Source organism: Mucilaginibacter sp. P5_A4 (assembly GCF_056400605.1).
In genome coordinates this window covers 21409-35948 of sequence record NZ_JBFUKX010000020.1, presented here as the reverse complement: position 1 = coordinate 35948, position 14540 = coordinate 21409, and the positions used below count along the sequence as shown (strand labels likewise).

Below are 14540 nucleotides of genomic sequence, written 5' to 3'. Positions count from 1 at the left end.
TTGGTTCATTAGTTCAATTGTTTGATAAATTCATTGTATTGCCAATGAATTGGCCCTACCCGGCTTCGGTAAATACAGGGGCGGCCATCATTTCATCTGTAAGGGCAACTTTATGTTTACCCATCAGCATAAAAACTAAAATTACTATGGCTAAGCCGGCAAAAAATATAAGGCTCATCTCCCCATTAAAATAAATGGTAGCAAACAAACATATTACGCAAATAACAAGTGCAATGGCCGGGAAAACAGGGTAATAAGGCGCCGCAAAAGGCCTATCCAGGTTAGGTTCCTTTTTTCGCAAGATAAACAGACTTATCATGCTCATCATATACATTACTACCGCCCCAAGTACCGATAGCATAATGATTTGGTCTGTTTTAAATTTATAGATAAAAATGGAGCTCACTATCCCGCCAACAACAAGCGCCCAATGTGGCGTTTTAAAGCGATGGTTTATACTTGCCAGTCGGCGAGGTAAATAACCACTTCTCGCCATAGCAAATATCTGCCTTGATGAGGCAAGGATGATACCATGCAGAGAGGCAATCAGGCCAAACAAACCAATACTTGCAAATATTTTGGTCAATCCGTTTCCTTTGCCCAGTACAATTCCTATGGCTTCTGGTAAGGGATAATCAAGGCTTTGCAGTTTGTGCCAGTCCGTTACACCTCCTGTAAGGATCATAACTCCCAATGCTAAAAACACCAAAGTAGCTATTGCCGAAATATAACCTCTTGGAATATTCTTTTTGGGGTCTTTAACTTCTTCGGCCACCATAGCCACACCCTCAATGGCCAAATAAAACCAAACAGCGAAGGGTAAAGCAGCAAAAACACCGCTCCACCCAAAAGGCATAGGATCTGTTAGGTAAGTAGCCATTTTAAAATGCGGAGTAACAACTCCCATATAAAGCAGCAGTTCCGCAACTGCCAACAGGGTAATGAAGATGGAAAAAGTGGCTGATTCCTTTACTCCATAGGCATTGAGAATAATAAAAATAACATTAAAGAACATAGCCGTATGCAAAACCGGAATATCATTATTCAGGAAATGCAGATATGTGCCAAGTGCCACTGCAATTGCCGGTGTGGCTACCAAAAAATCGACGAGAGTTGCATAACCGGCAATTAATCCACCGAATGGCCCCATAGCTCTGTATGCGTAGGCAAAAGCTCCGCCAGCGTGAGGAATTGAAGTTGTAAGCTCTGTATAACTGAAAATGAAGGTGATATACATCACAGTAATAACCAAAGTGGCTATCAAAAGCCCAACAGTACCCGATACAGCCCAGCCCAGGTTCCAGCCAAAATATTCGCCTGAAATTACCAGGCCAACAGCAATTGCCCAAAGGTGAATGGGTTTTAAAACTCTTTTTAAGTGATCTGTCGGGGTTGTTGCCATACGCTTTTTAGTGTTTTGATTTGCCGCCTTAAGATACTTAAAGGTCAGCTCAAATCAAAATTGGCGTACGTTATAGAATTGTTAAGTAGTGAATATACACTAAAAATCAAAAAATGCCCTCCCCATTCGGGGAGGGTTAGATAGTGCCGTTATACCTTCAAAGTATTTTTTAAATATCCAATACTGCTGGTAATACTGGCCAATGCATCTTTTGGCATATCGTGCTCAATAAAAAAGTGCTGCATACCTGAAGATTTTGCCGCGGCAAAAATGGGTTTAAAATCTATGGTGCCACTACCTACGGGCAATACATTTTCACGAGCGGCATCCAGATCTTTTACATGCCAAAGCGGGAAACGACCAGGGTGCTGCTTAAACATTTCGACCGGATTTTTACCCCCTTTAATTGCCCATGCCAGGTCGAGCTCCATTTTTACATTTTGCGGGTCGGTTTCACTGAGTAACAGGTCATATGGTACTTTACCGTCAACCGGATGAAACTCCATATTGTGGTTATGGTACGCGAATTGAATCCCTACCTTTTTGGCAGCCTCTCCTGTTTTATTTAACACTTCAATCGTAGATTTGACCTCTTCCAGCGTAGCTGTTGGCGAATTGGCACATACCAGGTATTTGATCCCCCCGGCAGCAGCATCGTCAACCAGCTCCTGCATATTATCGCGCAGGTTTTTCATTGGAGGAATAACCATTGGCTTACCATCGGCACCTGCAGGCATTTTTGCTCCGGGAGGAAGTTTGAACGGCGCGCCTAACACATGGTGCGAGGTCCAGTTCATACCAAGGTCATTCACCATAGCCTTAAATTCCTTTGGGCTCATGCCATAGTAACCGCCTTTTTTGCTGAATGCCGATTCCATGTCTTTAAAGCCGAGCGCTGCTATTTTAGTAAGTGTACCTTTTACATCTTCATCTATAACGCCAAAGAATGTGTATAGCTGCAAGCCTACCGCATGCGGGCTTGCCATATTACTTAATAAAGCAGCTGCTTTTCCTGATAAGGCCATGCCGCCAAGCACCAATGCACCAGTGCTTTGAATAAATTTTCTCCTGTTGTAATTCATGCTGATAATTTTAGTTTTAATGTGGTACAGTAAATCTAAATAATAAAAATCGGCAAATTAAAACTTATTGTGTCTTTTTTACACAATTAAGCCTAATGGAGAGTTTTCAAACATACATGATCATCCTGAACTTGCTTATGTACTACTACTCTGCAAACAATTGGCAATTAAACCCGTCCACCCCGTTTGATGGGATGCGCCCGCGCCACGACCATTGTCGCCATCAAAAAACTCATAGAAAAGTATGTAATCTTTAAAGTTAGGATCTGTTTGCATTTTTTGATTGGTACCAAACAGTGGACGATTGCCCTTTTCATCCCGTAAAAACAATTTGGATACCCGCAGGTATAGTTCATTAGCAACCTCGGCAAGGTTCATGAAATTACCGGATCCGGTTGGGCACTCCACTTTAAAATCGTCGCCATAATATTGATGAAAGCGGTGTAAACTATCAATGATTAAATAGTTTATGGGCATCCAGATAGGACCACGCCAGTTGCTATTACCGCCAAAAAGGCCACTATCACTTTCGGCAGGAGTATAACCTATGCCGAAGTCAACTCCGTTAACTGCCACTTTAAATGGATGTTCCTGGTGGTATTTTGACAATGAGCGAATGCCGTAATCACTTAAAAATTCCTTTTCATCAAGCATATACTTCAGCAATGATTTCATACGATAACCACGCAGCAAACTAATAAGGTGCCTGCCGTCGCGGTTTTTTTCGTTCCAGCGGGAAACCAGTGATGCAAGGTCTGGTCGCTTTTCAGCAAACCATCTCAGTCGCTCTTTAAATATCGGGCTATCAGTAATATCGGCTTCCTCCAAAACCTCGGTTGCGAATAGCGGGATCAGCCCCACTATGCTTCTAACCTTCATTTTGATCGATCCATCATCCGGGAACCTGATTTGATCATAAAAAAAGCCGTCGTCATCATCCCAAAGGCCTTCATTGTTTTCGCCGAGGTTTGACATCGCTTCAACTATATAGATAAAATGCTCAAAAAACTTAGAGGCGATATCTTCGTATGCCCTATCGGTTTCTGCGAGTTCGGCAGCTATGCGCAGCAAATTAAGCGAGTACATGGCCATCCAACTGGTACCATCTGCCTGCTCCAGGTGCTGGCCAGACGGCAGTTGCGTATTCCTGTCGAACACGCCAATATTATCCATCCCCAAAAAACCGCCCTCAAAAATATTATTACCAGAGACATCCTTACGGTTTACCCACCACGTAAAATTGAGCATCAGCTTATGGAAGATCCTCTCCAGGAAATACGTATCACCTTTGCCATTGTTGGCTAATTTATCGGTTGTATATATTTTCCAGGTTGCCATAGCATGTACCGGCGGGTTCACATCACCAAAATCCCATTCATAGGCGGGTAACTGTCCGTTTGGGTGCATATACCAGTCGCGGGTAAGTAAAACAAGCTGGTTCTTTGCAAAAGCCATATCAATAGTAGCCAAGGGCAAACAATGAAAGGCAAGATCCCAGGCTGCAAACCAGGGATATTCCCATTTATCGGGCATGGATATTACATCTTTGGTATTAAGGTGTTTCCACTTATGGTTACGGGCATTTTCCCTGTTGGCAGGAGGTTCGGGCTGTGAAGGATCGCCATTTAGCCATTGGCGGATATCCGAGTAATAGAATTGTTTGTTCCAAAGCATACCCGCAAACGCCTGGCGCTGAATGAGGCATCTATCGGCATCCTTTTTATTACTGTAAATATCATTATAGAACTGATCGGTCTCCGTTTTGCGGGTATTAAAAACCTGGTCGAAATCTTCAAAGCTATAATTGGCATCCGGCGAAAGCCTTAGCCTGATAGTTACACTTTGCCTGGCTGCAACGCAGATATCATAATTTACAGCCGCCTTTGTGCCTGTATTTTTAAGATTAATGGTATCTGCTTTATGTACAATATGATCGTTTATGCCATCTTTATGGTATGTATGTCCACTATCAAACTTGTATAGGCGCCCCATATTGGTTTCATTATCGCAGAACAAAACTTCGGGATTACCTTCCGTATGCAGCCAAAGCTGCCCAAGGTCTTTATGAAAAACTTCGGTTACGCCCTTGCCGTGTGCGGTAATGTACGGCTTGTAGTCATCATAACCCCAGCTCCAGGTATTGCGGAACCACAAGGTGGGCATTACATTAAGTACGGCATCGGCAGCTCCCCGGTTATGTACAGTGATCCTGACCAGGATATCGTCCTGGGCGTTTTTGGCATACTCGGTAAAAACATCAAAGTATTCGTCCTTATCAAAAATACCGGTATCAATCAATTCAAATTCAGGATCATTACGGCTGCGGCGCTTATTTTCATCAACCAGCAAGGCATACGGAAACTCATTTTGCGGATACTTGTACAGCGTTTTCATGTACGAATGTGTAGGTGTACTATCCAGGTAATAATATAGTTCCTTTACATCCTCTCCATGGTTACCTTCGGGATTACTGAGGCCAAAGTAACGTTCTTTAATGATTGGGTCTTTTTTATTCCAGAGCGCGATGGCAAAACACAGGTTTTGTTGCCTGTCAGAGATTCCGGCAATGCCCTCTTCGCCCCAGCGATAGGCTTTACTGCGGGCCATATCATGGGTTATATAATTCCAGGCATCGCCGTTAGCGCTGTAATCCTCCCGTACTGTTCCCCATTGGCGATCACTTACATAAGGCCCCCATTTTTTCCAGCTTGTATCCTTTAACCTTGCTTGTTCTGCGTTCATTGGCGCAAAGTTGGCTTATTTACAATAATTAACAGAATCGTAGGAGATGTTTTACACAAGGGTGAAGAACACACAGTTAATAACTAATGGTTCAAAGTGTTCCGTTTGAAGAGGGAACTACAAGCAGTTATTTTCCGGGAACACCCCAAAAAAACACATCAACCAACTGGATGTTAAGTACTTATCTATAATTAAAAACACTTTCTGTACGACACAACTTGTCGTACAGCTGTTAAAATAATTGCGATGGAACACCTTTCCAGCTGGCTATCAGCACTTTGCCGAAAACTAATTTTATTGTTATTTATGCCCAGGCCTTCCTCAAAAATCTTAACCAGTTACCGTGCATCATATTCTCAATATCCGCATCTGTATAACCACGTTTTTTTAGAAGATGCGGTACTTTTTGAAGATCGGCAATGGTTTCCAGGTCATAAGGGCATTGCTCCCGACCAAAGGCTCCATCCAAATCGGTACCCACACCTACGTGCAGTGCATTTCCGGCTACCTGGCAAATATGGTCGATATGGTCAACCATTACTTCCATGCTACAGTTCATTCCTTTTGGTGTGGATACTCCCCTTACCCATCCCGGCACCATCATCCAGGCATCCAAAGCTGCACCGATAACCGCGCCCCGGTCTACCAATGCCTTTATCATCTCATCGCTGTACTGGCGGTTATGGTTCACCAACGCCCTGCAATTATTATGACTGGCCCAAACATGGCCGTTAAAATGCTCAAGCGCTTCCCAAAAGCTATCATCACATAAATGGGTAGCATCAAGTATAATGTTCAGCCGTTCCATTTCCTTTAAAAGCTCATGCCCTTTGGGCCCCATGTAGCCAGTGGCATCGGTACCCTGTGCATACCTGCCCGGACCGTAATGAGCCGGGCCAACCGCACGTAAACCATAATTATAAGCACGTTCCAGGTGTTGTATCGTTACTATAGAATCAGCCCCTTCTAAACTCAGGATATAACCAATTGCTTTATTTTCTGTTGACCGGCCATCATTCCAAAACGACAAATGTTTTTCTAACGATGCCAGGTCATTCACCTGCACCATTTCACCGGCATCTTCCATGGCCTTATACCAGGCCACCTGTCCCTGTGTTTGCGCCCAGGCCTGTTCTGGTGAATGCCAGCCGGGCAAGGGATTGCCAGGCGCAACATAACGCCCTATCTGTGTGGCTACTACCAAACCAATGTTGCCTTTACGCAATTCAGGTAAAGTTACTACTGCTTTGGCCCTATCCGGTTTATCTGTCATGCCTTCTTCGCGCTGGTTAAGTTCGGCAAGCGGGCGGGTAAGGTCGCGGTTCCACTCCAGCGCATTCATGCTGAGGTCTAAATGGGCATCAATTACAAACATAAATTATTTATCAGATAGTGATCTTACGGTCGCGGGCAGCATTTAACCACTCACCGCTAAGTGTATTATTTTCAATTGTATAAGCACGCTCATATAAAGCCACGGTTGGGCAAACATGGTGCGGAATACCATATAGCACATCTCCTATTTTATAGTGGTGGTCTTTACCAGCATCAACTACCAAATGCTCTTCACTTTGGCCGGTTGGCACCAATTCGGCAGCGTTTAAAAAGTAGATCCGTTTTCCTAACTCATTTTCGGCAGATACGGATTTGTGGCCAACATCCAGGCAAAGCTTAGTAGTATCGGGCAGGGAAACCACTCTTGCAATTACCAGCACAGCCGGTAAAAATGGCTGATCGGGAATTCCAATTTCATAACCTCTATCCCAATAAACAAAAGTTCCGGGACTACATTCTACAAAGTCTCTTTTGGAATGAATGGTGAATGTAGGCGAACCACCTGCCACAATAACCGGTTCCGGATAATCCTTTGCTTTAAGGTCTTGCTGCAGTTTTAAAACCGGTTTAAAACCAGCATCACAACGTTCTTTTCTTTTAGCGATATCAATATCGTGGATATGGCCATCATAAGCATGCAAGCCAACAGGGTTGAGCCCATGCAGTACACTGCAGTCCATATACAATTGCAGTGCTTCAAATCCTGGGGCAATGCCCGTACGGTTCATCCCAACATTCAGATCGATATAAACATCGATCGTAAGATCATGTTGTTTAGCAGCCTCGGAGATTTCACCGGCAGCAAGATCATTATCAACCAGGCAGGAAAATTTTGTTTGCGGATACTCTTGTATCAGCTTAATAAACCTATCAAGTTTAGGCCCCACCGGCTGATAGGCAAGCAATACATCAGGGGCATTGCACAATGCCAATAGTTCGGCCTCGGCGATGGTGGCGCATTTGAACTTTTTAATCCCGGCAGCCAGTAATAGCCGGGTAACCTCTTTGTTTTTGTAGGTTTTTACATGCGGACGCAAACGGGTAACATCGTCGATCATGGTTTTAAGCAGATCGATGTTTGCCTTTACCCTATCCGGATAAACCACCAGCGCCGGCGTATCAAGCTTGTCGATATTATTTATCGTGAACCAGTTTTGAGCCATCGAATTTGTCTGAACCGGAATTAAACGAATTAAAGAATTTTCAGAATTTTGAATAACTTGTATGGCAATTTTACTCACCACTCACCACTCACCACTCACCACTCACCACTCACCACTCACCACTCACCACTCACCACTCACCACTCACCACTCACCACTCACTAAGCCAGCTCAAACAAGGCTTCAATTTCAACGGGAATATTATCAGGTAACGACCCCATCCCTACCGCGCTGCGAACGCCTATACCGTTCTCTTCTCCCCATATTTTGGCAAAAAGTTCGCTTGCTCCGTTTATGATGAATGGGTGTTTTTCAAAATCGGGTGTGCAGTTAACCATACCCAATACTTTTATCACTCTTTTAACTTTATCCAAGCTACCAATATTGGCTTTTATAGTGGCCAGCATAGCTAAACCTACCTGACGTGCGGCCAGCTTACCATCTTCCATATTAATGGTCTCACCAATACGGCCAATAATTAGCGTTCCATCATCCTGTACCGTTCCATGACCAGACAGGTAAAGGTATTTGCCATCAACTAAACAAGGTTTGTAAACACCAAGAGGTTTTGGTGCCGGCGGCAGGTTTAAACCCAGTGCCGCAAAGTTTTCTTCGGGAGTGTTCATACCGTAAAACTATAGTTTTTTAACAAAATAGTATTACAAAAAACAAAAAAGCCGGGTATCTCACGCCCGGCTTCTCCTTAAATCATAAAATCAACTCTCTATTTAAATCTATATGTTAATCCAACGTTTACAGCGTAATCGGCAAAGGCCGCATCGCCTTGTGTATATGTTCCTGTAAGTCTTGTTGAAATTTTGTCAGGAACACTTTGTGTACGGTCGCGTTTTAAAGCAACTGGTACAAATGCATAAATTGAAAACGATTTTAAACGATAGGTAACGCCTGGTTCGGCAGATATAATGTAACCTGTTCTTCTGAAACCATTGCTGCCTCCTACAAGATCTTTCACCGGTAAGCACTCGTAACGCACACCAGCCGAAAAATTAAATTTGCCTAAGCCATAGCTGGCACCGGCTCTTAGCATTATCTGGTCGGGTACGCTCATTACATCGCTGCCATTGGCAACCGCTTTAGCGCTTGGGGTACCGCCACGTGCAGATGAAACACCATTTTGTTCTCTTGGGCTAATCAGGTAATAAAAACCACCATATACACCAAGCTTGTTGGTAAAGTTGTAATAGGTATTAATTTCGGTAGTTATGCCTGTACCGCCATCTCCTAATTGGATAGATTGATCAACCGGGCCAAGCACTTTGTTATCGGCTGTACCGCCCTGGTGATAAAAATAATCCTGGTAGTTATAGGTGCCGGTAGCCAGTTTTAAACCCAAACCTACCTGTATATTTCCCCTACGGGCTTTTGCCGGGTTTAGTAACCACGCATATGCAGTTAAACGTATATCGCCTAAGCCAAATGAATGAGTGCTTAAGCGCTCTTTACCACCGTGCTCATATAACGATGAACGGGCATTATCAACAATGGGAACATCAATAGCAAACGACCAGCGGTTGTTAAAGATGCGGGTAAGGGTTAGATCTTGCGTATAAGAATGATTAATAACGTTTGTACCCAACGCAATACGTTGTTTTTGCTCTTTAGTACCCACAAAATGTTTGTACGATCTGAAATAGCGGCTATTACTGTTCAGCAGCCAGCTTCCTTCGGCTGCACTGGCGCTATCGGGGTGTTCGTCCATAGTACATAAACCGCCGGTGCTCCTGATGGCTACGCAGCCTTGTGCATTTACATTGGTGTAATTAAGAAGTACAAGAAACGCAATTGCGCAAATAGATTTTAAAAATAGGTTCATAGAATTTTAAAGTGTTTACAATGTTTAAATAATAAAAGGACAAAGCCGGGTGCTTAAACCCTGCTTAAACCTGTTTTTACAGGATTTTTATGTTGATTAATTTATATTTAGATGAGATTTGTTTTTAAAAGGCAATGCCAATAAACTGGAGGGTGCTTTTTTAACCGCGAACCACAAGGATAGCAGTACTCCATAACTGCCGCCACGTTCTATCCACTCAAACATTTCATATTTGGGATAAAAAAGCTCGCTTGCTATTTTCCAGGCGACCAATACCAAAAGAATGTTGGCAAATGGGCGGATGAGTACCAAAAAGGCTGCTACAATTTCAAATAAGCCTACCATTTGTGCTGTTTTACCCGGATCATTAAACCCTAAAGAATGATATTGATTGAGGAGGCCAGCTTTGTGGACCAGGTTTAGCCAACCGTGACCAAGCAGTAACAAAAACGCGAATACTTTTAAAAAATTTATTACTGTTTTTAGGGCAGGTGCATCCAGGCTTACATGATCGTCCATACGGCTAAACCATTTCTTCAAAGGCATTTTAAAGCCGCCCTGTAAAAGCAGCAGCACAAACGGGGCACCAAAATTGCCGGCGCGTTCAATTAATTCGGCAAATGGTTCGCCAGATAACGGGCGCATAGATGCAGTTATTAAACCCCATACCACCAGCCATCCGGCTACAGCACGTATCGGGTAAACCAACAGGGATAATCCAAACAATATATCAACCGTACCCACATAAGGCATTAGTGTATATGACATATCATGACCTATCCCTACAACCGCAAAGTAATTGCACCATATTTGCTTGGTTATTATTCCAAATGCGCCATGCCCTATAAAACACATGGCACAGGCAAAGCGAAGCGTGTAGTATATTTTTTGACCGGTAATTAAACGTGACATTTTTATAGCTTATTTGATAGTACTTATTACAGCCCGGCTCCGTCGGCTTTCCCCCTGTTAACTGCGTATTGCCCTACCTTATTGCCGGTTACCAAACCAACTTCACAATCGCTGCGAAAGTGGATACCACCATACAACCTTGACATAGCAGCATCGTGTGCCAGATCTGTAAACTTAGTACCCCTATCCGGCAATAAATAAGTTAATACGGTTGCTGCGGCGCCGCTAAAATTAGAGTGGCCTGATGTATAAGCCGGGAAATTTGGCACTCCTGTGAGCGTTTTAATCAAAGGGTCAACTTGCGACGGGCGCTGATTAAAGTAAAAATATTTGGTATCCCAACAAACAATTGCGGCATCCATTTCGGCCATGTTCAACAAGGCAAAGTTACGTGCCCAGCGCACTTCGCTATAATTTTGCTTTACAAACTCATCGGCAGCAATAGCGTTCCAATGGCCGGTTGGGGTATAAGTGGCAATACCATCTGCCCAAAAAGCAACCTGCTCTTCATGCTGGCGGCTATGGTTTTTACTCATTGACAATACCTCATCAACTTCCTTTTTATACTCCGCCGAGCTGGATAAATAAGGTGCAGCAGGGCGCAATGAAACAACAGTTAACGTATCAAACAAAAACGGAAGCACTTTTGAAAACAAAGGTAACATTGGCGGCCTTTTAGGCGTTTCTAAGCTCAGCCAAAATTTACCTGGTTCAAATGCAGTTGTTTGAAGCTTTGCCCATACATTGGCATCACCAATAGCCTTGCCGGCCCGGTCACCACGGGCACGTGCTGCAAAAAGCGCGGCAACCTGCTTACCTAATGATTCGCCTGCGGTAATTTCGCCTCTTGTATTGGCGCCAGCCATTATACGGTATAATTTTTCTTCCTGTGCCTTTTCATTAATGTAAGCCAGCTCTGTAGGGAACAACAGCTTCATCATTTCAACCGTAGTACTCGCAACAACAGCATCTTCACTTGGGTAAGATGGCAGTTCGGAAACCGGAACCAGGGCCTGTATGGCTGCATCGTTTTTATAAGGAGCCGTGCGTTTGTAAGTGTTTTTGAAATGCCATGCAGCAATGAGGGCATCATATTGCGCAGCACTTACATAAGCATAAGCGCGGGCAGCAAACGGTGGGTTCGAAAATGGGAACTCGGGGTAGTTAAACGGATTGGCCGAACTTGGCGCCGGGTAAGTACCATCAGCATTTTGATAAGGTGGAATGTTATGCTTGGCCACCAGTTGGCGCATGATCTCGTTCCACCTTAATACTGCACCCGCGCTCCAGTATTTTATAGATGCCTTTTGGTCATCAGTTAAATTCCTTTGTGCCGCTTTAATCTCATTAATATCCGCCAGATAGGCAGGTGAGGTAACTGCATCAGGTGCAGCAACGGTAAGCACACTAAAATCTTTAACCAATACGGGAGTCCAGGTATCAGCATTCAGATCGAGCTTTGCTGGCGTTAATGCAGGGTATAACGAAGTACGGTCTACAATATCTTTATTGCACGATGAGCTAAAAACGGCTACACCTAAAAGTACTGTAGGAATTATATAAAGTAATGATCTTTTCATCAGATTATTATTAAGTATTATCAAAATTATTTCTCTTTCCTGGTGTTAAAAACGTAATAAACACCTCCATACATGGTTCTTGCCTGCCCCACATTTCTGCCTTTTAATACATAGTTACCACCGGCGGTTAGCTCTAACCCGGCTATCTTTTGAAAGCTGTATTTGAAGATGACACCGGCAAGTGTTGAATTCATTTTGTTACTTGGAAAAGGCATATCATTTTTCCTGATATCAAAACCACCCAATGTTGTAACCTTAGTAAGCACCGCCTCGGCATTAAATTGTAAACTCCTGAAACCGGCGCTCACAAAAAAGTTAGAAACATCGGGCATCTTCACTTCATTGGTGTAATGCATCTCGGTAGTATAATATGAATTCCTGTCGATAGTGATATTGCTCCTGCGAATGTACTGTGCCGCGCCGGCTACAAAGAAGCGGTTAACCTGGTAATTGAATAAACCACGTAAAGCAATATTTTTACTATGCAAACCAATAGATAAAGGCAAAAAGTCGGCCTCATAATTAGTTGCAGGAATTGATCCCGATAAAATAGCATGAAAGCTAAGTACTCCTTTACCTATCTCTTGCTTAACAGCCAGCCATTTTACATATGCGCTTATATCCTGAAAATTACGTTCGCCCCTTAAGGTGCCGGCACTTGCATTTGTGGTTACGTAAGGAAGTGCTATTGACACATTGATTTTATTTGTAAGACCATAAACAAAACCCAGCATATATGAATTTGAGCTTACGGTACCCAGGTTTGGTGCATCGCGTTTAAAAGTACCTTCCCAATAGTTATCCCACTGACTGTGGGTATAAACACCCGCAGCACAAACGTAGTTTTTAGGTATCATTAAGGCATCAGCATCTGTTTGCGCCTGCGCGTATTCTGAAAAAGTGAGGCAACATGCCATAACAATACAGCATCTGTAAAAATACAGCAATGAATGTTTCATTCGATTTAAGTAAGGTTTTTAGTAATAAGTTAACGATAAACAGGTTAAAGAAAAAAAATCATTTACGCCATTAAAGAAAGGCCATTAAATAATTACACAGCATTAAAGTTGGTAAGCACATAATAATGATGTCAATTGTTCAATAAACACTTATTGCACATTAAGGCAACAATTGGTATCGATCAATAATTAAATCAAACTGCGCCTTTTTTAAAAAGAACAATTCAACATCATAATTTATAAGCTATAATTAGCAGGTAAAGTTGGGCGGTTTGCCGGGAGACTCGATGTAGGGAAAATTTAAATGGTAAATTATAGGGCTGGTATTAACTTTCAGCGGTGTAGAAAATGCAGCGAACTGGTAATTCATCACCGTAAAACTATAATCGTTATTGGTACTTCCTTTTTTCAACGATGACTCGTGTCCTTTTTTACTTAAGGGGACATCGTTGATTTCTTTAGCTATGATCAGGTTGGCAGAAACCAGCCTGGTTTTTACGCTATTGGCAATACAAATGAACGACATCGTATCGGGCGCCATCTTGTATCTCAGATAATTATAATAAACGCCCTTTAATTGCAGTTGGCCATTAACGCGCACATAATCTTTCCATTTGTGGATTCCGGGCAGATGTACCGGAATTTTGATCTCGACAAGCTTGGTAGCATCGATCTTATTTTCGTAGATCTCTTTTACTATCTGCACTTCAGACTGGTGAATGAAATACTGGGCTACTAAACTGTATCCGCCCAAATTGAACAGATGCACATTTAATAATAGTATCGCAATAAACCTTTTCACCATTCAGAATGTATTGTAGCGTTATATAATTACCGGTAAATATATTGTTACAATACTACTAAAGCAAATAAAAAGTAAAATTGTAGGAATGACTGTTATTCACACGCGTTAAAAAATAGTTTTGCTGCTTACAATAAATATATTTGCGCTGTAACACCTTTAAATCTATGGATTTTTTAAAGCAGCCCTGGCCATGGTATATCGCCGGCCCGGTTATAGGCCTTTTTGTTCCGGCCCTTTTGCTTATTGGCAATAAAGCGTTTGGCATATCATCATCACTCAGGCATATTTGCGCGGCCTGTTTGCCGGCTAATATCTCCTTTTTTAAATACGACTGGAAAGGAGAAAGCTGGAACCTGTTTTTTGTAGCCGGTATTATTTTAGGCGGATTAATTGCCGCTCAATACTTATCCGGGAACCAGGCGGTTGATATTAATCCCAAAACTACTGCCCTGCTCAGGCAACAAGGTGTAAAGGATTTTATTGGTTTATTACCCCGGGATATTTTTAGCTTTAAGCAATTACTTACTTTACGCGGCTTTGTTTTTGTGGTTTTGGGCGGTTTTTTAGTGGGTTTTGGCACCAGATATGCCGATGGTTGTACATCGGGTCATGCTATTATGGGCATTTCTAACCTCCAATGGCCTTCTATGATAGCAACATGCTGCTTTATGATAGGCGGCTTTGTAATGACCTGGTTTATTTTGCCTTACCTTATGCAACTTTAAC

The 14540-nt window shown here is 42.8% G+C and carries 12 protein-coding genes; 1 reads left to right on the top strand and 11 read right to left on the bottom strand.

Going from position 1 to position 14540, the window contains the following annotated elements; all coding sequences use genetic code 11:
- Window positions 1–55: 55 nt before the first annotated feature.
- From eat to AC1DQW_RS13915, 11 genes are all read right to left on the bottom strand, one after another.
- Complete coding sequence (eat, locus tag AC1DQW_RS13965; RefSeq protein ID WP_477454636.1) at window positions 56–1402, bottom strand: ethanolamine permease; 1347 nt, start codon at window positions 1400–1402, stop codon at window positions 56–58.
- Between the two features lie 149 nt (window positions 1403–1551).
- Complete coding sequence (locus AC1DQW_RS13960) at window positions 1552–2484, bottom strand: sugar phosphate isomerase/epimerase family protein (protein WP_477454635.1); 933 nt, start codon at window positions 2482–2484, stop codon at window positions 1552–1554.
- Between the two features lie 135 nt (window positions 2485–2619).
- The gene (locus tag AC1DQW_RS13955) at window positions 2620–5226 is read right to left on the bottom strand and encodes an MGH1-like glycoside hydrolase domain-containing protein (protein ID WP_477454634.1); all 2607 of its coding nucleotides are present in this window, start codon (window positions 5224–5226) and stop codon (window positions 2620–2622) included.
- 304 nt (window positions 5227–5530) lie between these two features.
- Complete coding sequence (locus tag AC1DQW_RS13950) at window positions 5531–6601, bottom strand: dipeptidase (protein WP_477454633.1); 1071 nt, start codon at window positions 6599–6601, stop codon at window positions 5531–5533.
- A gap of 10 nt (window positions 6602–6611) precedes the next feature.
- Entirely contained in the window at window positions 6612–7724 is a 1113-nt protein-coding gene (locus AC1DQW_RS13945) for a D-TA family PLP-dependent enzyme (RefSeq protein WP_477454632.1), read from the bottom strand.
- A gap of 161 nt (window positions 7725–7885) precedes the next feature.
- Window positions 7886–8350, bottom strand: coding sequence for a RidA family protein (locus AC1DQW_RS13940; RefSeq protein WP_477404835.1), 465 nt, complete (start codon window positions 8348–8350; stop codon window positions 7886–7888).
- Between the two features lie 98 nt (window positions 8351–8448).
- Entirely contained in the window at window positions 8449–9558 is a 1110-nt protein-coding gene (locus AC1DQW_RS13935) for a hypothetical protein (protein WP_477454631.1), read from the bottom strand.
- A 96-nt stretch (window positions 9559–9654) separates the two neighbouring features.
- Window positions 9655–10470, bottom strand: coding sequence for a hypothetical protein (locus tag AC1DQW_RS13930; protein ID WP_477454630.1), 816 nt, complete (start codon window positions 10468–10470; stop codon window positions 9655–9657).
- A 26-nt stretch (window positions 10471–10496) separates the two neighbouring features.
- On the bottom strand, window positions 10497–12050 hold the full coding sequence (locus AC1DQW_RS13925; protein WP_477454629.1) for a vanadium-dependent haloperoxidase: 1554 nt from the start codon (window positions 12048–12050) through the stop codon (window positions 10497–10499).
- Between the two features lie 26 nt (window positions 12051–12076).
- On the bottom strand, window positions 12077–13009 hold the full coding sequence (locus AC1DQW_RS13920) for a hypothetical protein (RefSeq protein ID WP_477417799.1): 933 nt from the start codon (window positions 13007–13009) through the stop codon (window positions 12077–12079).
- 250 nt (window positions 13010–13259) lie between these two features.
- Entirely contained in the window at window positions 13260–13814 is a 555-nt protein-coding gene (locus AC1DQW_RS13915) for a hypothetical protein (protein WP_477454628.1), read from the bottom strand.
- A 164-nt stretch (window positions 13815–13978) separates the two neighbouring features.
- Between AC1DQW_RS13915 and AC1DQW_RS13910 the strand changes: the two genes are divergently transcribed.
- Window positions 13979–14539, top strand: a complete 561-nt coding sequence (locus AC1DQW_RS13910; RefSeq protein ID WP_477454627.1) for a YeeE/YedE family protein — start codon at window positions 13979–13981, stop codon at window positions 14537–14539.
- The last annotated feature ends 1 nt before the right edge of the window (window position 14540 follow it).